The sequence below is a fragment of the Ureibacillus aquaedulcis genome, assembly GCF_030418165.1.
GTDB lineage: Bacteria > Bacillota > Bacilli > Bacillales_A > Planococcaceae > Ureibacillus > Ureibacillus aquaedulcis.
This window is the reverse complement of record NZ_JAUHTQ010000002.1, coordinates 144,475-165,241: the sequence shown is the minus strand read 5'-3', so window position 1 is coordinate 165,241 and position 20,767 is coordinate 144,475. Positions and strand designations below refer to the sequence as shown.

The 20,767-nt window shown below is 38.7% G+C and carries 17 protein-coding genes; 8 read left to right on the top strand and 9 right to left on the bottom strand.

Going from position 1 to position 20,767, the window contains the following annotated elements; translation table 11 throughout:
• The first annotated feature begins 127 nt into the window (after positions 1 to 127).
• The 3 genes from QYB95_RS03440 (at position 128) to QYB95_RS03430 (ending at position 2,414) form a co-directional block, all read left to right on the top strand.
• Complete coding sequence (locus QYB95_RS03440; protein WP_425609168.1) at positions 128 to 457, top strand: DUF485 domain-containing protein; 330 nt, start codon at positions 128 to 130, stop codon at positions 455 to 457.
• Positions 457 to 2,001: a solute symporter family protein gene (locus QYB95_RS03435; protein WP_301136700.1), complete on the top strand. Its 1,545-nt coding sequence runs from the start codon at positions 457 to 459 to the stop codon at positions 1,999 to 2,001. Before QYB95_RS03440 ends, QYB95_RS03435 begins: the two co-directional genes overlap by 1 nt.
• A gap of 113 nt (positions 2,002 to 2,114) precedes the next feature.
• On the top strand, positions 2,115 to 2,414 hold the full coding sequence (locus tag QYB95_RS03430; protein ID WP_301136699.1) for a hypothetical protein: 300 nt from the start codon (positions 2,115 to 2,117) through the stop codon (positions 2,412 to 2,414).
• Positions 2,415 to 2,457: 43 nt separating this feature from the next.
• On the opposite strand, the gene parC is transcribed toward QYB95_RS03430, so the two are convergent.
• Both parC and parE read right to left on the bottom strand, forming a co-directional pair.
• Positions 2,458 to 4,899, bottom strand: a complete 2,442-nt coding sequence (gene parC / locus QYB95_RS03425) for a DNA topoisomerase IV subunit A (RefSeq protein ID WP_301136698.1) — start codon at positions 4,897 to 4,899, stop codon at positions 2,458 to 2,460.
• Positions 4,896 to 6,872 (bottom strand): DNA topoisomerase IV subunit B, encoded by a 1,977-nt coding sequence (parE, locus tag QYB95_RS03420; RefSeq protein WP_301136697.1) that lies wholly within the window; start codon positions 6,870 to 6,872, stop codon positions 4,896 to 4,898. Before parE ends, parC begins: the two co-directional genes overlap by 4 nt.
• Before the next feature lie 475 nt (positions 6,873 to 7,347).
• On the opposite strand from parE, the gene plsY reads away from it, so the two are divergent.
• From plsY to QYB95_RS03405, 3 genes are all read left to right on the top strand, one after another.
• Complete coding sequence (gene plsY / locus QYB95_RS03415; RefSeq protein WP_301136696.1) at positions 7,348 to 7,950, top strand: glycerol-3-phosphate 1-O-acyltransferase PlsY; 603 nt, start codon at positions 7,348 to 7,350, stop codon at positions 7,948 to 7,950.
• A 27-nt stretch (positions 7,951 to 7,977) separates the two neighbouring features.
• Positions 7,978 to 8,271, top strand: coding sequence for a HesB/YadR/YfhF family protein (locus tag QYB95_RS03410; RefSeq protein WP_301136695.1), 294 nt, complete (start codon positions 7,978 to 7,980; stop codon positions 8,269 to 8,271).
• A 116-nt stretch (positions 8,272 to 8,387) separates the two neighbouring features.
• Positions 8,388 to 8,837 carry an NUDIX hydrolase gene (locus QYB95_RS03405; RefSeq protein WP_301136694.1) on the top strand — a complete coding sequence of 150 codons (450 nt, stop codon included), beginning with the start codon at positions 8,388 to 8,390 and terminating at the stop codon, positions 8,835 to 8,837.
• 99 nt (positions 8,838 to 8,936) lie between these two features.
• Here QYB95_RS03405 and QYB95_RS03400 read toward each other — a convergent pair whose 3' ends face one another.
• Positions 8,937 to 9,491 carry a flavodoxin family protein gene (locus QYB95_RS03400; protein ID WP_301136693.1) on the bottom strand — a complete coding sequence of 185 codons (555 nt, stop codon included), beginning with the start codon at positions 9,489 to 9,491 and terminating at the stop codon, positions 8,937 to 8,939.
• Positions 9,492 to 9,676: 185 nt separating this feature from the next.
• Between QYB95_RS03400 and QYB95_RS03395 the strand changes: the two genes are divergently transcribed.
• Complete coding sequence (locus QYB95_RS03395; RefSeq protein WP_301136692.1) at positions 9,677 to 10,573, top strand: 3-hydroxyacyl-CoA dehydrogenase; 897 nt, start codon at positions 9,677 to 9,679, stop codon at positions 10,571 to 10,573.
• A 240-nt stretch (positions 10,574 to 10,813) separates the two neighbouring features.
• Entirely contained in the window at positions 10,814 to 11,734 is a 921-nt protein-coding gene (locus QYB95_RS03390; RefSeq protein ID WP_301136691.1) for an oxidoreductase, read from the top strand.
• Between the two features lie 43 nt (positions 11,735 to 11,777).
• On the opposite strand, the gene QYB95_RS03385 is transcribed toward QYB95_RS03390, so the two are convergent.
• The 6 genes from QYB95_RS03385 to QYB95_RS03360 form a co-directional block, all read right to left on the bottom strand.
• Complete coding sequence (locus tag QYB95_RS03385; protein ID WP_301136689.1) at positions 11,778 to 13,355, bottom strand: amidohydrolase; 1,578 nt, start codon at positions 13,353 to 13,355, stop codon at positions 11,778 to 11,780.
• 159 nt (positions 13,356 to 13,514) lie between these two features.
• The gene (locus QYB95_RS03380) at positions 13,515 to 14,447 is read right to left on the bottom strand and encodes a VanW family protein (protein WP_301137053.1); all 933 of its coding nucleotides are present in this window, start codon (positions 14,445 to 14,447) and stop codon (positions 13,515 to 13,517) included.
• Between the two features lie 84 nt (positions 14,448 to 14,531).
• Positions 14,532 to 15,650 (bottom strand): Ger(x)C family spore germination protein, encoded by a 1,119-nt coding sequence (locus QYB95_RS03375; protein WP_301136688.1) that lies wholly within the window; start codon positions 15,648 to 15,650, stop codon positions 14,532 to 14,534.
• Positions 15,647 to 16,756 (bottom strand): GerAB/ArcD/ProY family transporter, encoded by a 1,110-nt coding sequence (locus QYB95_RS03370; RefSeq protein WP_301136687.1) that lies wholly within the window; start codon positions 16,754 to 16,756, stop codon positions 15,647 to 15,649. The genes QYB95_RS03375 and QYB95_RS03370 overlap by 4 nt, the downstream gene beginning before the upstream one ends.
• Positions 16,753 to 18,282: a spore germination protein gene (locus tag QYB95_RS03365; RefSeq protein WP_301136686.1), complete on the bottom strand. Its 1,530-nt coding sequence runs from the start codon at positions 18,280 to 18,282 to the stop codon at positions 16,753 to 16,755. Before QYB95_RS03365 ends, QYB95_RS03370 begins: the two co-directional genes overlap by 4 nt.
• Positions 18,283 to 18,405: 123 nt before the next feature.
• Positions 18,406 to 20,517 (bottom strand): methyl-accepting chemotaxis protein, encoded by a 2,112-nt coding sequence (locus QYB95_RS03360; protein ID WP_301136684.1) that lies wholly within the window; start codon positions 20,515 to 20,517, stop codon positions 18,406 to 18,408.
• Between the last annotated feature and the right edge of the window lie 250 nt (positions 20,518 to 20,767).

Below are 20,767 nucleotides of genomic sequence, written 5' to 3'. Positions count from 1 at the left end.
ATTTATATATTATTTAAATAAAAAGTATTGCAATTTTGTGAACGCTTAAATAAAATGAAAAATGTAAAAACTATTAAAATAGAATTTTACAAACACAAAGTAGAAAAAAACAACTGAAAAAAGGGGGATGTGTATGGCGGGGAATTTAAGGGATAACATTAATTATGACAAGATAGCAGAAATGGAATCATTCAAACAGTTAACAAAAAAGAAGAATAGTTTCTTATGGACTCTTACAGTAATCTTTCTGTCTGCTTACTTGTTATTACCGATCTTAACGTCATTTACAGAAATTCTGCACCAAAAGGCTGTTGGGGAAATTACTTGGGTGTGGTTCTACTCTGCTGGGCTATTTATCATGACTTGGGGATTAGCTCACTTGTACGTAGCAAAGGCAAATTCTTTCGATAAGGAAGCAAAAGCAATTATCGAAGAATATGAGAGAGGTGTTCGATAATGAGTGCAACAGCTATTATTATGTTCGTAGCAATCGTAGGATTAACATTAGCCATAACATGGTGGGCTTCTAGAAAAACAAGTACTGCCAGTGATTTCTATACTGCTGGTGGAGGTTTAAGTGGTTGGCAAAATGGACTAGCTATCTCTGGTGACTATTTATCTGCTGCGTCTTTCCTTGGTATCGCCGGATCAATTGCTCTAGCTGGATTCGATGGATTCTTCTTCTCTTTAGGTTACCTGGTAGCTTATTTAGTGGTTTTATACATCGTGGCTGAGCCATTACGTAATCTAGGGAAATTTACATTAGCGGATATGATTTCTGCTCGTTTTGATGCAAAGAAGGTACGTGGAACTGCTGCATTAAGTTCAATTGTAATTGTATTATTCTACATGATTGCACAACTTGTTGGTGCAGGTGCACTTATTCAATTATTATTGGGTATCGACTATTGGATCGCGGTACTGCTTGTAGGCTTCATGATGACCGTCTACGTATTATTCGGTGGTATGACTGCAACGTCTTGGGTACAAATTATTAAAGCTTGTTTATTAATGTTAGGTACAGTTATTATTTCATTCTTAGTTTTAGCTAAATTCGATTTTAATATTTTAACAATGTTCTCAGAAATGACAACTAAAACGGAAGCTGGAGCTGCTTATTTAAATCCGGGATTAAAATATACAAATGGTATTGATACGATTTCTATGTTAATCGCATTGGTTTTAGGTACAGCTGGCCTTCCTCACATCCTGATGCGTTTCTTCACTGTAAAAGATGCACAGACAGCCCGTTCTTCTGTAATTTGGGCAACTTGGATTGTAGGTATCTTCTATGTATTAACAATCTTCTTAGGATTCGGTGCTGCAGCATTTGTAGGTAAAGAAGATATTGTGGCTGCAAACGCTGCCGGGAACATGGCTGCCCCACTTCTTGCTCAGGCTTTAGGTGGAGATATACTTTTCTCCTTCGTATGTGCGGTTGCCTTTGCAACAATTCTAGCGGTAGTAGCAGGTCTTGTACTTTCTGGTGCATCTGCCCTATCACATGATATCTATGGCCAAATTATTAAAAAAGGAAAAGTTTCTGAAAGAGAACAAGTGGTTGCTGCTCGTGTAGGATCAATCATTATTTCAGTTGTTTCCATTATTTTAGCCTTAGGGGCACAATCACTAAACGTAGCTTTCTTAGTATCTTTAGCATTCTGTATTGCGGCTTCATCAAACTTGCCAGTAATTATTTACACAATTTACTGGAAACGATTCAATACAAATGGTGCTGTAGTTGGTATGTTAACAGGTTTAATCTCTGCCTTAATCTTGGTGGCCCTTTCTCCAAACGTTTGGAATCCAGTTGAAGGTGCGGCAATCTTTGTTGGGGAAGCTTTATTCCCATTAGGCAACCCAGCAATCGTTTCTGTTCCTCTTGGTTTCATAGGTGGATGGATCGGTACAATTCTTTCCAAGGAAACGGATGAAGCTAAATACCGTGAAGTTGACGTAAAAGCTCAAACTGGTATTTCAGTTCACGACGTTTCACACTAATTTAATTTGGATTAACCCCGAGTTCTAGCAACCCGGGGTTTTTCTTATTTCTTGCTTCCCTTTTATTCCAGAATGGAATAAGATAATAACAAATAAACATTAGAGGTGAGATAATGGCTAACTCTCAAGCAAAGAAAAAAAGATTAAAACAACTACGCGAGCAAGGAAAAGATGTGACGACACAACGCAGTCAGCTAGATTTCAGTACACACGTACGTATGACAAAGACAAAAAGAGAATCCTTGGACAAACGATATAAGAAGCATAAAAGGCATTTCCAGGTCAATCACACTGATTCCTCTGGAAATGCCTTTTCTTTTGGTCATAATCATGTTATTGGCAATAGCTCTAAAACTGAACTGAGACATGTCTTATTCAAAAAGTTATATTATTCAAGTGGATATATACAATAAAAATCGGTAAAAACGATATAACGCTTTTACCGATCTATATACATTAGTTTTTATCCAAATTTATTGCCGGCAAAACTTTAACGCGGAGAAGTGCGCCATCATTAGATACATCGATTTTCAATGAGCCATTTGAATATCGATCAGCTTTTGATAGGTTCTTCACATCAATCGTTTCTTTCACGTTTTCCTCAGTTTCCAATAAGACGATATCGCCCGTTTGAACAATTTTCACATCAAAAATACGGTGAGGATTCGATTTTAGCTCTTTTAAAACGACAACTCCCCTTTTTGCCCGCGTGCTTTTTTCAACTTCGGACACATTCATACGTTTTACTGCACCACGCTGTGTAACGATAATGACTTCTTGCTCTTGTTCAGAATGCAACAGATTTACGGCTGTTAATACATCCCCTTCTTTCAAATTAATCCCCTTGACGCCACCTGTTTTTACACCAGTAACGGGAATTTCTTCGATATCAAAGCGAAGACTATAACTTTGGTATGTTGTTAACATAATCTCTGTTTCTGCTGAAACGAGTTGAGCGAAAATCATTTCATCCTCGCCTTTAAGATTCATCGTTTTAATAGGTTTTGAGTAGCGGGTAACAGAATAATCCGCTAGTGAAGAACGCTTGATCTGGCCATCTTTAGTAGCCGTAAGTACATAAACGTTTTCCTGGTCGAATTTCTCGATTCCGACCACCTCGATAATTTCTTCATCCTGGTCGATTGGAACGATACTTGATAGATGTTGGCCAAGATCCTTCCATCGAATATCAGGCAGCTCATGGACAGGTTGATAAATATAATTCCCCTTATTCGTAAAGATAAGTAAATGATGCTGAGTATTTAATGTTTCTTCGAATAAGAGATAATCTGAGTCCTTCATGGCAAAATCCTGACCGTTTGATGCGGAATGGGATCGTATACTTGTCCGTTTTACATAACCGTCTTTTGTTACGGTTACCACCACTTCTTCACTAGGAACCAGTACATCTAAAGTTAATTTGATTTCTTCAATTTCAGCTTGGATAACTGAACGGCGTTCTTCTGCAAACTTACGGCGGATGTCGGCTAGCTCTGATTTAATAACTTTAATCAATTGTTTTTCATTCCCTAGAATAAGCTTTAGTTTTGCAATTGATTTTTCGAGCTCTTCTTGTTCTGCGCGCAATTCGGTAATATCTGTGTTTGTTAAACGATATAGTTGTAAACTAACAATTGCTTCCGATTGGGCTTCCGTAAAAGCAAATTGAGCTTCTAAATTTGCTTTAGCATCTCGTTTATCTTTTGAGGCGCGGATTGTTACGATAACTTCATCCAATATTGATATAGCCTTAATTAACCCTTCAACGATATGTAAGCGGTCATTTGCTTTTTTTAGGTCAAAGCGGGAACGTTTTGTCACTACATCTTTTTGGTGTGAAATATATGAATCCAGCATTAAAGGCAAAGTCATCATGGTAGGACGACGATTGTGGATGGCAATCATATTAAAATTGTAGTTGACTTGTAGTTCTGTTGATTTATAAAGGTAGTTTAATATACCAACAGCTTGTACATCCTTCTTTAGCTCGATAACAATCCGGAGACCAGTACGGTCTGATTCATCACGAATTTCAGCGATCCCTTCCAGACGCTTATCTACCCTTTGTTCATCAATTTTCTTAACCAAGCTCGCTTTATTCACTTCGAATGGAAGCTCGGTAATAATGATTTGTTCTTTTCCACCCTTTAGTGGTTCGATTGTTGCTTTAGAGCGAACGATGATCTTCCCTCTGCCTGTTTCATAAGCCTTCTTGATACCTTCAATTCCTTGGATAATTCCACCAGTTGGAAAGTCAGGTCCTTTTATAACCGTCATTAAATCGTCTACTGTACATTTCGGGTTATCCAATCGCATTAATACGGCATCCAGTGATTCCGTTAAATTATGTGGCGGAATATCTGTTGCGTAGCCGGCCGATATTCCTGTTGAGCCGTTTACAAGCAGGTTCGGGAATCTAGCAGGCAAAACAGTTGGTTCTAAGTCCTGATCATCAAAGTTTGGAACGAAATCCACCGTATTTTTATTAATATCACGCAGCATCTCTGCAGCGATAGAAGATAAACGCGCCTCTGTATAACGCATTGCTGCCGGAGGATCACCATCGACCGAACCATTGTTCCCATGCATCTCAATAAGCATGTGACGCATTTTCCAATCTTGGCTTAAACGCACCATTGCATCGTATACTGAAGTATCACCATGTGGATGGAAATTACCGATAACATTCCCGACTGTCTTAGCAGATTTACGGAAAGGCTTATCGTTTGTGTTTCCTTCATTGAACATGGCAAAAAGAATTCGCCGTTGCACGGGTTTAAGACCATCTCTTGCATCAGGAAGAGCACGGTCCTGAATGATGTACTTACTATAACGACCGAACCGATCGCCCATCACTTCTTCTAAAGGTAATTCTTGAAATCGTTCGGGTGTCGTCATACTTCTAAATCCTCCTCATGTTGGATGAAATCACTATCCAGGATATTTAAGTCATCCTCCATACCAAAATCAACATTCGATTCAATCCACTTACGTCTTGGTTCAACTTTATCACCCATAAGTGTTGTTACTCGACGTTCCGCTCGTGCTCCGTCCTCGATTGTTACACGAATTAATGTTCTTGTTTCTGGGTTCATAGTTGTATCCCATAATTGATCGGCATTCATCTCGCCCAATCCTTTATAGCGTTGAAGCATATAGCCCTTGCCGACTTTTTGGATGGCGGATTGCAATTCTTTCTCCGTCCAGGCATACTCGATAACTTCTTTTTTGCCTGTGCCTCTCGAAACTTTATAAAGTGGCGGCAACGCAATATATACTTTACCTGCATCAATTAAGGGCCTCATATATTTATAGAAGAAAGTTAACAGCAATACCTGAATATGAGCACCGTCTGTATCTGCATCGGTCATGATGATGACTTTGTTGTATGCTGAATCTTCTATATTGAATTCTGCTCCTACACCTGCACCAATCGTATGGATAATAGTTGAAATCTCTTCATTTTTCATGATGTCGGATAGTTTAGCTTTTTCAGTATTAATTACTTTCCCGCGCAGAGGCAAAATAGCTTGGAACGTACGATCACGCCCTTGTTTGGCAGATCCTCCGGCAGAATCACCCTCTACAAGATATAGCTCATTTCGCGAAGCATTTTTTGACTGAGCTGGCGTCAACTTACCTGAAAGAAGGGTACTTGATTTTTTCTTTTTTCCGCTTCGTGCGTCTTCTCTTGCTTTACGGGCTGCTTCACGGGCTTGCTGGGCACGTATTGCTTTACGTACAAGCGAAGCCGATAATTCAGCATTCTCTTCCAACACATACAGCATTTGCTCCAGTACGACGCTCTCAACCGCAGAACGTGCTTCGGTTGTTCCCAGTTTACTCTTTGTTTGGCCTTCAAACTGCAAGAGGTGCTCTGGAATCCGAACGGAAACAATGGCAGAAAGCCCTTCACGAATATCGGTTCCTTCCAAATTTTTATCTTTTTCTTTTAGAAGACCCACTTTACGTGCATATTCGTTAAACACTTTTGTCATCGCTGATTTTGCACCCGTTTCATGGGTTCCTCCATCTCGAGTTCTAACGTTGTTTACAAACGAAAGAATCGTTTCCGAATAGCCATCATTAAACTGGAAGGCGAATTCTACTTCAATGCCTTCCTGGGAGCCTTCAACATATTTAACGGGATGAAGAACATCCTTCTCCTCATTAAGATACGTAACGAATGCTTCAATGCCGTTTTCATAATGAAAAACATCCGCCTGTCCTTCGCCTCGTTCATCAATCAGTTCGATTTTTAATCCTTTCAATAAAAAGGCAGATTCACGAAGACGTTCAGCTAATATATCATAGTTAAATTTTGTAACAGAAAAAATATCCTTATCCGGCAGGAAATGAACGTTTGTTCCCGTCTCTTTTGTTTTTCCAATCACTTCAAGTGTTGTAACCGGTTTCCCACCCTGCTCGAAGCGTTGACGGAAAATTTGCCCATCACGATAAATCGTTACTTCCAAAAATTTAGAAAGTGCATTTACAACAGACGAACCTACTCCATGCAAACCGCCACTTGTTTTATAGCCGCCTTGTCCGAATTTACCGCCGGCGTGAAGAATGGTAAAAATGACTTCGGGTGTCGGTTTCCCCATCTTATGCATCCCTGTGGGCATTCCTCGACCATAATCTCGAACACTGATCGATCCATCTTCATGAATCTTCACGATGATATGTGATCCAAAACCACCTAGAGCTTCATCCACTGCATTATCCACTATTTCATAAACCAAGTGATGAAGACCTCGACTGTCTGTGGAGCCAATATACATTCCTGGTCGCTTCCGAACCGCTTCTAATCCTTCTAATACTTGAATGGCATCGTCATCATATGCGAGCCCTGGCTGATTTATTGCCAAATAAAATCCCCCTCCAAAAATACAAACATCCGTTCTGTTTCTATATTCATCGTACTGACTATAGTAATTTCTGTCAATATACCTTTACCAGAAATAAGCTTTTTTATTGTATCAAAATCAAGTCACTCAGCACAAATAGAAGTTTATACAATTCATTGCGCCTTGGCGCCAATTGTACCTATTATTTATTATAACTGTAAAATAAAAAACATATCGTACATTTATTCACGATAATTTTTACTTTTTCCTTCAACTTCATACAATTTCTTTCAAAAAACTTTGATTTGATGGATGATGCAGGATATTGATTTTGATTAAGCTATACAACAATTTTCCAAATAAATACTGGGTGAACTACTGCAATTTAGTGGATAAAATATCAAAAACCATTTACTTCTTCCTCAAATGGTTAAAAAGGTGGTATATTGTTATTACAACTATTAGTACCAACTATTAATCTTGAAAGGAACATTTTATGGTCAATGCAATTATACTTATATGTGCTTATTTAATCGGGTCGATTCCTTCAGGCCTCTGGATTGGCAAGATTTTTTATAAAACGGATATCAGGGAACACGGCAGCGGAAATTTGGGAGCGACAAATTCATTTCGGGTATTAGGAAAGAAACCGGGACTTGTCGTAACGGTGATGGACATATTAAAAGGTACAGCAGCAACATTACTTCCTCTGATTCCTTTTTTTGCAGACGCAACAATCCACCCTTTGATTCTGGGCGGTATAGCGGTCGTGGGTCATATGTTCCCAATTTTTGCAGGTTTCCGAGGCGGCAAGGCGGTGGCAACTTCCGGAGGTGTCCTATTAGGCTATGCGTGGCCATTATTCATCTTACTGGTAATAAGCTTCCTTATAGCTTTGAAAATTACGAAAATGGTAAGTTTATCGTCCATGATTGTATCAATTGTCGCCGTCATTTATAGTGTTATTTATGTGGGTATGACGGGAGACGTCTCGTTGCTAATTTTGATCATTCTATTAACGGTATTTATTTTCTACCGACACCGTGCAAATATAAAACGCATTAAGGAAGGAACCGAACCGAAAGTAAAATGGATTTAAAAGACAAGCTTAAGGGGAGTTTATGGAATGAACATAAAAATTACCGAAGAAGCATTACATTGGTTTAAAGAAGAGATGGAAGTATCAGCTGGCGACACCATTCGTTTTTATGCACGATATGGAGGGTCTTCCCCGTTTCACGAAGGATTCTCTTTGGGCATGAACCGCGAAGAGCCGCATGATGTGGGAATCATGCAAACAATTGATCAAGTTCATTTCTATATTGAAAAAGATGACCTCTGGTTTTTTAATGACCATGATTTACTGGTGGATGTAAATTTGGAAACTGATGAGATTAAATATGACTATATAAAAAAATAGATGGAAGTGAGGAGCGGTTTCAAGATTACTCCTCACTTTTTTTGTTGTCACAATAGAGGTATTTGTGGATCTTAATTGAAACAGTTAATAAAGAAATAGTGTAAAGAGGTGATTGAATGGAATATTATAAACTAATTAGAAAGTATGTAGGAACTAAACCATTGATATTACCTGGTTCGGTTGTGATTATTGTTAATGACAATAAAGAGATTCTTTTGCAGCAACGGCCCGAAGGAAGCTGGGGCTTACCGGGTGGTTTGATGGATTTAGGCGAGAGTTTTGAAGAGGTTGCTTATCGAGAGGTGTTGGAAGAAACAGGCTTAACGATCTGCGATTTGAAATTAATGGGTGTTTTTTCGGGAGAAGACTATTACTGCCGAGTTGGAAATGGAGATGAATTCTATTCGGTAACCGCAGTTTTTCTCACTAGAACGGCTAGTGGTGATTTAACAAAGAATGATGAATCCAGAGCGTTGGCTTACTGCTCACCCCTTCAACTTCCAAAGAATATAAAACCTGAATATAGAGGATTTATTGAACCCTATCTTGATGAAATTTTAAGCTAACAACAATACCAACAAACGAGTTGATACCCGTTGATCAACTCGTTTGATTTCTTTAATAAATCATATATGTTAATACCGCTAGACAACTCCACCCCCCTCCTACTTTTCCAAGCACCTTAACAATGTTATTCTCATCTGGTTTGCAGAGGCTATTGCTTTTGCATCCCCTCTAATTTCTCCTGGCTTACTTGCTTTGCCGATAATGTATCCTTCCAGGGCCATTCCAAAAAAATCACAAATGTACTGAAATTGTTGAATCATCGGAAGTGCTTTAATTGTTGGCTTATCTCCCCCAACAGCAATGACATAAGCACTTTTCTTAGCCAATTCTTCTCTGAAGTTCGGAAAATCCTTATCTCTTAAAGTCTGAGACCATCGATCGATAAACAGCTTCATTGTCCCGCTCATACTATACCAATAAACAGGTGTAGCAAAAATAAGTACATCGTGTTTCATAATCTTGCCTACAAGCTGCTTGTAATCATCTGAAACCTCTTGAAACCCACCCACTGTATGTCGTTCATCTTTAATCGGTAAAATGTGAAATTCACGAAGATAAAACTTTTCAACAGGCACCCCACTAATCGCTTGTTCGGTTAACCATTCCGTATTCCCATTTTCTCGAGTGCTACCATAAATGACTCCTATAGACATGGCTTAAGTCGCTCCTTTCCTACTTTCTTTATTCATTTTCCCACAAACAAAGAACTTACGATAACTAACAGCAAGCAACCATAAAGAAACTTCTTATGAGGTTTAAAAAAATGCAGCATGTCAATTATTAAAAGAGAACAATAAAACGTCATGTTCAATAAAAGATGAGGGGTTGGGGTTCTAGTATGGATTATAAAAAGATTGTCGTAGCGGGTAGTGGTGTGTTAGGCAGTCAAATTGCGTTTCAAACCGCTTTTAAAGGATATGATGTTGCCGTATATGATATTAGTGATGAAGCGCTCGACCAAGGAAAAAATCGAATGATGAATCTAAAGTCTCGCTATCAGCAAGATTTAGGGGCTACAGATGAAGAAGTGAATTTAGCCTATAACCGTATGTCTTTTCATAAGGACCTTGCCGAGGCCGTGAAGGATGCAGATTTAGTAATAGAAGCCGTTCCTGAGGTTGAGGAGATTAAAAAGTCCTTCTATCAGCAACTGCGTATGGTAGCACCAGAAAAGACGATCTTTGTCACAAATTCCTCCACAATGCTGCCAAGTCAGTTTGCAGAAATTACCGGGAGGCCGCGTAAATATCTGGCATTGCATTTTGCCAATGAAATTTGGCTGAATAATACGGCTGAAATTATGAAACATCCAGATACGGGAGAAGCGGTTTTTGAGGATATCATCGAGTTTGCCAAGTCGATCGGCATGGTTGCGTTGCCAATCCAAAGGGAGCAGCCAGGTTATATCCTGAATTCCTTGCTTGTGCCATTTTTGGAGGCTGCCCAGATGCTGCTCGTGAAAAGAATTGCCGATGTGGAAACAATCGATAAAACTTGGATGATTGCTACAGGCGCACCGAAAGGGCCATTTGCCATATTGGATATAGTGGGAATTAACACGGCTTATAATATTGCCAATGCAAAAGGCGAAGCGGGCAATGAAGAATTTAAAAAATTGGCCAACGTTTTAAAGACTGAGTATATTGATCAAGGCAAACTGGGTACCGGGACAAAACAAGGATTTTATAGCTATCCAAACCCAAGCTATCTAGAACCGGGATTTTTGGATAGTTGAACTTCTGCGGCACACAAAAGTGTGCCGCTTTTTACCGGTTGTAAAGGGATGAATTATAGAACTTAACTATTCCCTTCCTTTATTTCAGCACTTGTGAGATTCCGAACACATTTCTTGCTACAACATCATGTGGTTTTCTTCTGTTTCTAAGTCTAGAACATATAATAGAACATAATTTACTAGATTTCATATAGGAAGTTAACTCCATCATTTAAACAGATAGTAAGGAGTGTGTGATTGATGACTATAGGCTGGACAAAAAAAGACATTCGTGATCAAAGCGGAAAAGTAGCAATTGTTACCGGAGGAAACAGTGGAATCGGTTACGAAACAAGTTTAGCGTTGGCAGAAAATTATGCTACAGTAATCCTGGCGGTAAGGAATATGAATAAAGGCCATGAAGCCGCCGATAAAATCAAATCAGAATTCCCTAATGCAGATGTTCATGTATTAAAATTGGATTTAAATGATCTAGGAAGTGTGAAAGAGTTTTCGGAAGAATTTAAAATGAAATTTCGCTCTTTGTCATTACTTATCAATAATGCTGGAGTGATGATGCCGCCCAAAAGAGAAACAAAAGATGGGTTTGAATCCCAGTTCGGCATTAACTATCTAGGGCATTTCGCTTTAACCGGCTTGTTGCTGGATTTAATCGTAAAAACGCCGGATTCAAGAGTTATATCACTTGGAAGTCTCGCGGCACATAACTTGAAACCCGAATTTGGTAAATTTATTGGGAAGAAAGGTAAAACTAGCCAAATGAAAAACTATGGCCAAAGTAAACTAGCTTGTGTGTATTTTGCCAAGGAACTTCAGTATCGATTCCGCTCCCGGAATATCGATTCCAAAAGTATCGCTTGTCATCCAGGAATCGCTCAAACGTATTTGTTTGGAAAAGGCTCACGTAGTTTAAAAACTCGTTTAACGCGGGCCTCACTAAAAATCATTGGTCAAAGTGCCGAGTCCGCTGCATATCCCATTTTGTACGCAGCCACTGAATCGTCCATACGAGGTGGAGAATACATCGGACCGGATGGTAGAAAGGGAATTAAAGGCTCCCCTACCGAACTGGAACTTTTAGATCAACAGTTTGTTGACCATGTATCAAATAACTTATGGATATTGTCAGAAAAACTATCCGGTGTCACATATAAGTTCTAAAATAAGCAATCCCCCCTGTCCTTAACAGAGGGGACTATTTTTATTACCGTGAAAAAACGATTCTTCCAGCAACGACCGTTTTCACAGCTTTTGCTTCCAGCATCTCTTCAGAAGTGCCTGCAAATAGATCGCGATCAAATATAGAAAAATCAGCATCATAACCCGGTTGAATTAAGCCGCGTACATCTTCTTTTCCTATTGCTTGGGCGCTGCCATACGTATAAGCGCGTATTGCTTCAAAACGGGTAAGCTTTTCCTCGGGAAGATAACCTTCGTGTGCAGCAAATGGTTTTTTGCGTTCTACTGCAGCGTATATAGAAGCAATTGGATTGATGTCTTCGATGGGTGCATCCGTACCGGCAGAACACATCAGGCCTCTATCCAGCATTTTTTTCCACGCATAAGCAAACACCAGACGTTCATCACCAAGTCTATCAATAACCCACGGGAAATCAGAAGGAACAAAGGCCGGCTGTATGTCGATCACAGCTGATAAATTCGTCATTCGGTCCAATAATTCCTCATTCAACACACAGCAATGAATTAATCGATCACGTTTGCCTTTCGCTACCGGGTACTTTTCGATTGCATCGAGTACTTGTTCTGCAGCTGCATCACCAATAATGTGTACGGCAATTGCTTCATTATAGCTGCGTGCCAACTTGACCAGATTCTCAAACTGTTCATCTGTGTGAATAAGCAAACCTTTATTCGTCGGATCATCACTATAAGCGTCGATTAGTGCAGCTGTTGCCCCACCAAGTGAACCATCTGCAAAAATCTTCATAGCACCAGGTTCAATAAACGGTTCATCAAAGGATACATTGGCTTCCATCATTTCCTCAAATACAGTATGGTGCCGCAATAAGTTAACACGGAAGTGATGCTTCTCTCCGATAACTCTTTTATAAGCGGAAAGAGGGTTCATATATTTGCCGAAATAGCTCATATCTTCACTATGTGCACCCGTTAGACCTTTGGAAAGCATATCTTCAATTGAAAGCTTCAAGGAATCCACTAAATCCTGTATATATGCTTCACCTTCACGAGGGACAGCATTTGTCACCAAATTACAGGCTTGTTCATATAGAAGGCCATTTAGCTTCGACTTTGCATCACGGCCAATTTTCCCGCCAGCTGGTGAAGCAGTATCTTCTGAAATTCCCCCTGCTTGCAGCGCCGCTGTATTTCCTAATATGACATGATGGCAGACACGAGTCAGCAGGATGGGTGCTGTTCGGATAGCGTCGAGCTCTTGTATCGTTGGAATGCGTTTATCAACAAAATTATTCTCGTTCCAGCCTTCCCCAAATAACCATTTATCCGAAGGCGTATTTTTAGCAGCATCACGCAGCAACGCCAGCATTTCTTCTGCAGAAGTGGCATTTGATAAGTCAAGCCGCATTAACTTTTGACCATGGAAGAGAATATGAAGATGACTATCAACAAATCCCGGGTACATTGCAGCCCCTTTCAAATCAACAAATGTATCCGCTTTATCCTTTAGTTGTTCCATTGGTCCTGTTTCCTGAACTTTACCGCGTTCCACTAAAACAGCCTGTACCTTATCGTTTTCTTGAACCATTGTGTAAATTGGGCCGCCATACCATAATTCTTTCAATTTGATCCATCCCCTCGAAAATAATTCTAGATAGATAATGTTCTTGGAAAAAGCTGCATTTTCTATTAATCTCATTATGCAATTTTACATCCTAATCCTCAAGCCAGGAATTTTTATGTACAAAAGAAAAAGACACTTGGAATCGTGTCTTTTTGGGAATCAACTTAGTTCGTTTTTTAGAATATGTTCGTATTCCTTTGATGTTCTAATCTGTATGGTAATGGTTCCTGGTTGATAATAAGCTTTCACAAGGAACGGAACCCCTAATGTGTTCTGAAATTTAAAGTCCAAACCACCAAAGGAGACCGTAGCATCCCTTCCTTTTGGTACATAACCAACATCCTTTGAATGATTATGCCTTTCAACGATTTTAACCTCTAACTTATCTACCGCATTAAATAAAGTAGAGGAGGTTTGGCAGATTCCACCACCAATTCCCATGACCATCTTGCCTTTAATAATTTCAGGGGCCATTTGATAGCCTGTTGCAACATCCCTTGGTCCCACGACGGAATTAAACGAAAAAATATCATTATTTCCGACAATCACATTATTGATGGCTATTGCCGATAGTTCTATATTTTTGCTTCTTCCCGTCTTATATGCTTTAAAATGCGTGGAATATGATGCCAATACCACCTCATTTAAATAGGGGATATCCTTTGGACTATAATCACTCTGGAAATAATTAAGGGGTAATTCAATTTCTCCCCCAGAAAAAGATTGCTGAACGATTTGATTCACAAGCAGCTCTTCATTTATTTTTATCAGAGGTCTGCCTTTAATGATTTCTCCGCTATTGTCTATCTTATCAAGAATCATCGGTTTAAAATAGCCACTGCTGTTCTTGGATCCATTTGCAAATTTACGGACCCATTGTTCCAATTCTTTTTTATATTGGGCGATGTCGGTAACTAATTCATAATCGGTAGGTGTAATTTTCTTTACGACTTCTTTAGTGAATGGATCGATAATTTTGATCGTTCTTTGGGTGGTCGATTCATCCTGTGGCATTTCCTCGGCTTTTGTCCGGGAACCATCTAACGTAAGAAAAAGGATGAGTACAATGAATAGAAATTGTCTTATGTTCATGTCAAACACTATACATCCAACCTGTCTATTGTTGATTAGTTTTATCATTCCCCAATCACTTTGAAATATGAAGCAACCACGAAATTATTCAAATACCCCATTTCGTATAATCTCAACATCCACATTTATGTTTACTTTCATTTCTCGGAACTTTTCTCTCCACTTTTGATCAGTAAGTTTTCCACCCCGAACGTGCGCTCTGTATTGTTCGCCAAACCCGTAAATATCCGAATTGATCTCCTGACTATACTCAAGAATGCGTGAAACTTCATTCTCGATTTTCTGGTTTACCGCTTTCTCCATTTTTTCTACTAGCTTCGGATCGTTAATCGGAACTAAAGAATTAATTTCCAATAGCCTGCATTTGAAATCAATATTTAAATCAAATTCATTTAGTTCTGGGTCTACTACCTTGATTGATCTTTTGGTTTTGACGGAATCCACGGCTATCTGCAATTGTTTTTCCTGAAACTTGGATGCATCTATCGATTCCCCATCCAGAACAAGCTCAAGGGTACTCTCCTTAAAATTATCTTGCATCATTAAAATGTAAAAGTTATCTCCAGCCGGGAGAGAACCAACCATCTTACCATGGCTAAAAAAGGCAACGCCATCAATTTCGATAAATTCGCCTTTTTTATGAAGTATAGGCAAAGCAAAATTGCGCACTTCGGAGTAATTATCCCGAACTACCTCATGTAATGTTGAGGAAACGGTATGCTGTTGCTTGATATTATGATCGATTAGGTTATAAATATGTTGACCGACATCCGTTACATCCTTGTATGGATATTCTAGAAGTGATTTTGAGGATCCTTTTACAACAGCCAAATAAATACTTGTACTAATTTCATTGTTCATCATGGTAGTGTGTATAGCTTCTTCAATGCCTTTTTTCGCTAAATCTTCCCCGAACAATAATACTCGCATTTGACCAGCTGCCAATTTTTTTGAAGTTTTCATATCCACTTTAACACGGGTCCCTTTACTTGTACTTTCAGTTTCAGATTGCACTTCAACTTTACTCTGGAGCTCTGGATTGATTTGCCGTATAACGGAGGTAGCTGTCACTTTATTTTCTTCTGCTACATCATATCCGACCAATGTAACTAAACCTATTCTTTCAAGGATTCTTTGATTTGCACATCCAATAATGAATAGGCAACTTAGTAACAGAACGATTAGTACTTTAATTTTTTTCATTCTTTACTTCCTCCTTTCCTCAATACACTCTTCAAACTAGCCATGATATAGAGAAGAAAGGGGTAGATAAAAACGATATAAAAAGCAATTTTAGCAAAAAAGTTGTTCATTTGATCTATTTCAGTTCGTGTTTGGATTGGGATGTTAGCAAAAAAAATGAAAATACTGAAAATCCATATAAAAGTAGTTTCATTAATACTTTTGAATCGCTTAACTCCACGATATGCTGCCCAAGAAAATAAACAAAGATTCGGCAATATAATGATCATCCAAAAGCAAATGATGATTATTTCCACTCTCTCTATAAATGGAAGTTTGATGACAGTAAACAAAGTAAGAGTTGCCCATAGGGTTCTTTCTATTTGGGCTTCACTAAAATAAACGAGTGAAACAAGAATGACTGACAGATATATGAATAATGTAAAAAGCAAAGCCAGATGAACATATTTCTGGACTTTCTTTTTTTCCTTGGCAAATGGATAGAGCGTATTAATTATTTCGAATCCAACGATGGTAAAGGTCATGGAATAAGCCCCTTTAAAGATGCTTTTTAAATCGTTACCTAATATCGGTAAGATGTGGTTGTAATGAGCATACTCCAAAGGCATAAACAAAATTATTAAGATCCATAGGCCAGTCATGAAACTAAAGAAGCAGACCCCAACCAAAACTCTTAATCCACCAGTAAAAGCGTAAATGACAAGGATCAGCAATGCAGCGGCAATAAATGACTGCGATAGATTGGGGAACACCCATGTGTTGATTACCTCAATATAATTCCTGATTACGGAGTAGAAAGCAAATGTACAATATAGCACATAGGTAAAATTCAGAATACCGCCGAAGTATTTACCGAATATATCGAGATGGATTCCATATAAGTCATTAGAAGGATATAACGCGAGTGTCCTTATCATGATAAAGACAACAATATGTGCAAATAACGAAGCCAATATCACGGAAATCCACGCGTCATTACCTGCATTTTTAACAACCACCCGTTGAAAACCATGGATACCAACACCAATTTGGGCTGCTGTTACAACAAAAAAGAAGAGGGAAGAACTAATTTTTTGGTCATTACTGATTTGGAGAGCAGACTTCATTCAATCACCTTCTCTTCTTTCGCAAAGCTGTCGTTAGTATTTTGTATAGTATGGGTTTCTCTTGAGTTTACTGATTGACGTCTAATAAGCGGCAGCGGCAGTCTTACAAAACTATCCGACCAATCTTTCCATCTCGGTGGATAAATTGGTGCCATATAAGGTGCACCCAAACTCGACTGTCTTAATAAATGAATCATGATAAAACAAAACGCCAGCATTATACCGAGAAATCCCCAAAAGCCTGCCAAAATTATAACCGGAAAACGCAAAATCCTGATTACATTCCCCATCAGATAGTTGGGTGTTGTAAACGAAGATAATGCACATAAAGCAATAATAATAATCAATATGTTACTTGTAATACCTGCTTGTACAGCTGCTGTACCCAGGACGATACCACCAACGATTCCGATGGTTTGTCCGACTTTAGTCGGCAATCTTGCTCCTGCCTCCCGAAGCAGTTCGATAATTAATTCCAAAACTAATGCTTCAACTATGGGAGGAAACGGAACGATTGCTCTTGATTCACTTAAGGGAACTAATAAAGGCTGAGGAATAACCTCGTAATGAAAAGTTAAAGCTGCAACATAGATAGGTGTGAAAAAAATGGATATTAAAATGGCCGAAAAACGTAATAAACGTATGAATGTTGCTATGGGCCATCGAAGATTTTGGTCTTCCCTACTTTGGAAAAATTCAATAAAGCTGTATGGACAAAGAATTGCCATCGAACTTCCGTTAACAACTATCCCTACTTTTCCGCTTAGAAGACCATCACAGAATCGATCGGGTCTTTCTGTTAATAGGAACTGAGGAAACATAGAAATAGAGTTATCATCTATCAATTCGGACAGGACAGCACTATCAAGAAGATCTAGTATGTCAAGGTCGCTAATCCTCTGTCGAACAGTATTTACGTGCTCCTCGGCTGCAATTCCGTCAATATACAAAACCGATAGCGAGGTCCTTGTGTCTTTCCCTACCGTGAATTTTTCATTGCACAAATTGGGATTAGTTATATAGCGGCGGATTAGTGATATATTTGTCGCTATGTTTTCATTAAATCCTACCTGTGAACCGATTACTTGGGATTCGTTCTCGGGAGCTGATAAACCTCTCGATTGGTAAGAGGAAATTTTGGCAATGACGAGTTCGGAATGCCCCTCTACGTGTATCAGTACTGCGCCAATCAACATTTCAAGAATACCTTGATTAAGCTCGGCAACTAAGTCGACTTCCGCTATTAGGAGGCTTTCTTTTATTACTTTTGGAGATGTATTAATTACTTTCTCTAAAGTAGGCAATATTTGCTCATTTAAGGTTTTCCCATCGATTAGAAAGTCAAGAAATGTAATTGTAACTGTCTCGCTGATATATTTGACAACCAAATCTGCTGGTGAGTGAATTGTCTCTTTTAGTTTACTGAGAAACTCAGTTTGCGAAGGGGGAATCGGTACTTTATCAGGTTCTTTTTTGTTCTGTTGCTCATTAGTATTGGTTACATTTTTTTTAGGTCCTCTAAACATAAATGTTCTCTCCATTTCCTATCTTTACATAGGATGTCGGTAAAGGTTTGAACTATACTTTTAAATTTGGTAAGCAAAAAGGCAATTTTTTCGCCTAACAAACGAAAAAATTGCCTTATATTTTTACATTTTGAAAGCTTGCGCGGCAGATCTTAAATTTTCAGCCATGGTTGCCAAATTATCAGCAGAAGCCGCGATTTCTTCCATCGAGCTATTTTGCTGCTCTGAGGCAGAGGCTATTTCCTGCGTATTGCGAGAAGCTTCAATCGATATTTTGGAAATATGGTCAATTTCCTCAACCATTTTCTCTGAAGAGTTTTTAATATGTTGGCTCTCATTCAATATCTCTTTCATATGAAGTGAAACTTTGTCGACAGCCTGTGCAATGTCCTCAAACTCGCTGCCAGCTCTTATTACTAATTCTTTTCCATCGTTTACGGCAGAATTGCCTTCATTCATTGCTTGAATGGATAAGTTAATCTCGTTTTGTATATCTTTGATCAACTCACTTATTTGACCGGAAGCTTTACTCGACTGTTCAGCGAGCTTACGTACCTCACCTGCTACGACCGCAAAACCTCTGCCATATTCGCCAGCTCTTGCTGCTTCTATGGCAGCATTGAGTGCAAGCAGGTTTGTTTGGCTGGCAATTTCTGTAATAACCGAAATAATATCATTTATCTCGGATGATTTTTTCCCAAGCCCATTGATTGTATTAGATGCTGCGTTGGTTTTTTCTTCCACGGTTTTCATGAAGGTAATCGTAGTACCGATCACTTCTGAACCTGAGGTAGAAGCATCAACCGCTTTGCTGGAAAGTTCGTTTGTTTTTTGAATATTCTCGGCGATCGCTGTAATGCCATTCGAAATATTTGCAACAACTGTCTTCGCGTTATCAGTAAAGCTGACTTGTGTTTCAGTGTTGGATGCAATTGTTTGAATGGACGCAGAAATTTGCTCTGTTGCTTGAACTGTTTCGTCAGAGCTTGCTGATAGTTCCTCGGAAGAAGAAAGCACATTGTCGGAAGCTTTTTTAATTTCAGAAACAAGATGCTTAATATTATCAATCATAAGATTAAAGTTGTTTGATAGTTGCCCAATTTCATCCCGCCGTTTTGTCTTAATAATCCTTGTTGTAAGATCTCCGGTTGCGATTCTTTCCATTTTTGATGAAAGAATCAAAATTGGTTTTGTAATACTCCTAACAATGATGAAGGTTACTAAAATAATGACCACAGCAGCAATGATGATCATAAGTATTGTTTTATCACGAAGATCGATTGAGTCAGAAAGTATATCCTCTGAAGGCGTATAAATACTTAATCCGTAACCTGCCGATTCGATCGGTGTATAGGCAATGATGTATTTTTCATCACTGTAATTAAATGTAGAAATACCGGATTCCTGCGTGCTTTTTTCTAGGTACGAGCTTAAAGCCCCCAGATTAGCCTTTTCGAAGTGGCTTCCAATCAAATCTTCTGAAGGATGTTCCTGAATAACCCCTTGCCCATCAACCAGCGTGATTAAGTTGGAACTATCCCCTTCTTCTGCCAAGTATGTATCAAGCAAAGATTCAAGATTTGCTGCACCAGCTAATATACCTACAATCAAACCTTTGTCATCTATAATCGGTGTAGCTGCAATGACCACCCGATTACCTGTTTCATCCGATGTTAATACCTCTGAAAAAACAGATTTCCCACCAAATGCACTAGCAACATAACTTTGCTTACTATAATCCGCACCAATACTTCCCTTGAGTGTATGCGCTAGTACAGTTCCTTCTTTATCGATCACAAACATCGTCTCAAATTCGTCAGAACGGTTTTCCAGCATATTAATATAAGGCAATATCCTTTCGCCATTCATCGTCTTCATGACATCACTAGCAGCAGCTACCTGCATTTCCGATAATTGCGATTTAAACCATTGCCCGATGGATTGTGACTTACTCACTGCAAGTTTCTGCATGGCATCTTGTTCTTTTTCTATCAAGATACCGCTATTATTATTCTGAATAAAGGAAGCAACAGCTATTAACGGAATAATAGAAATAAATAAAATGGCACTAATGAACCTTGTACGGATACTAATCATCCGACCTTGCTTCCTTGGGTCCTTCTGAAGCTTTTGCTTTCCGAATTTATTTGGACCTTTTCGAACTTTCAGTTTACTCTCCGGATTAAGATACTCTTGCAGATTTTGATTTTTTGGCTTTTGCATTTTTCGTATCAATAAAATCCCCCCCTTGATGCAATTCATTATTCAATCGTATGAATAATGAAGTTCGAACTGTAAAAACCTCCCTTTTACACTATTATTTTCAGAATTTATTATATACCAAAAATAATGGGAATAAAATATAAATTTAGAACATTACTACTAAATAATAAATGAGAAGTAGTTCTAAAGTATAATACTTTTGTATTAATAAATATCCTTTCTGCAAAAAAAAATAGACACATATGAAGTGTCTACTTGGAGA

What these genes read in the sequence shown, in the direction of transcription:
- QYB95_RS03440 (WP_425609168.1), top strand. Translation starts at nt 128, where the DNA reads ATGTGTATGGCGGGGAATTTAAGGGATAACATTAATTATGACAAGATA.
- QYB95_RS03435 (WP_301136700.1), top strand. Translation starts at nt 457, where the DNA reads ATGAGTGCAACAGCTATTATTATGTTCGTAGCAATCGTAGGATTAACA.
- QYB95_RS03430 (WP_301136699.1), top strand. Translation starts at nt 2,115, where the DNA reads ATGGCTAACTCTCAAGCAAAGAAAAAAAGATTAAAACAACTACGCGAG.
- parC (WP_301136698.1), bottom strand. Translation starts at nt 4,899, where the DNA reads ATGACGACACCCGAACGATTTCAAGAATTACCTTTAGAAGAAGTGATG.
- plsY (WP_301136696.1), top strand. Translation starts at nt 7,348, where the DNA reads ATGGTCAATGCAATTATACTTATATGTGCTTATTTAATCGGGTCGATT.
- QYB95_RS03410 (WP_301136695.1), top strand. Translation starts at nt 7,978, where the DNA reads ATGAACATAAAAATTACCGAAGAAGCATTACATTGGTTTAAAGAAGAG.
- QYB95_RS03405 (WP_301136694.1), top strand. Translation starts at nt 8,388, where the DNA reads ATGGAATATTATAAACTAATTAGAAAGTATGTAGGAACTAAACCATTG.
- QYB95_RS03400 (WP_301136693.1), bottom strand. Translation starts at nt 9,491, where the DNA reads ATGTCTATAGGAGTCATTTATGGTAGCACTCGAGAAAATGGGAATACG.
- QYB95_RS03395 (WP_301136692.1), top strand. Translation starts at nt 9,677, where the DNA reads ATGGATTATAAAAAGATTGTCGTAGCGGGTAGTGGTGTGTTAGGCAGT.
- QYB95_RS03390 (WP_301136691.1), top strand. Translation starts at nt 10,814, where the DNA reads ATGACTATAGGCTGGACAAAAAAAGACATTCGTGATCAAAGCGGAAAA.
- QYB95_RS03380 (WP_301137053.1), bottom strand. Translation starts at nt 14,447, where the DNA reads ATGAACATAAGACAATTTCTATTCATTGTACTCATCCTTTTTCTTACG.
- QYB95_RS03375 (WP_301136688.1), bottom strand. Translation starts at nt 15,650, where the DNA reads ATGAAAAAAATTAAAGTACTAATCGTTCTGTTACTAAGTTGCCTATTC.
- QYB95_RS03370 (WP_301136687.1), bottom strand. Translation starts at nt 16,756, where the DNA reads ATGAAGTCTGCTCTCCAAATCAGTAATGACCAAAAAATTAGTTCTTCC.
- QYB95_RS03365 (WP_301136686.1), bottom strand. Translation starts at nt 18,282, where the DNA reads ATGTTTAGAGGACCTAAAAAAAATGTAACCAATACTAATGAGCAACAG.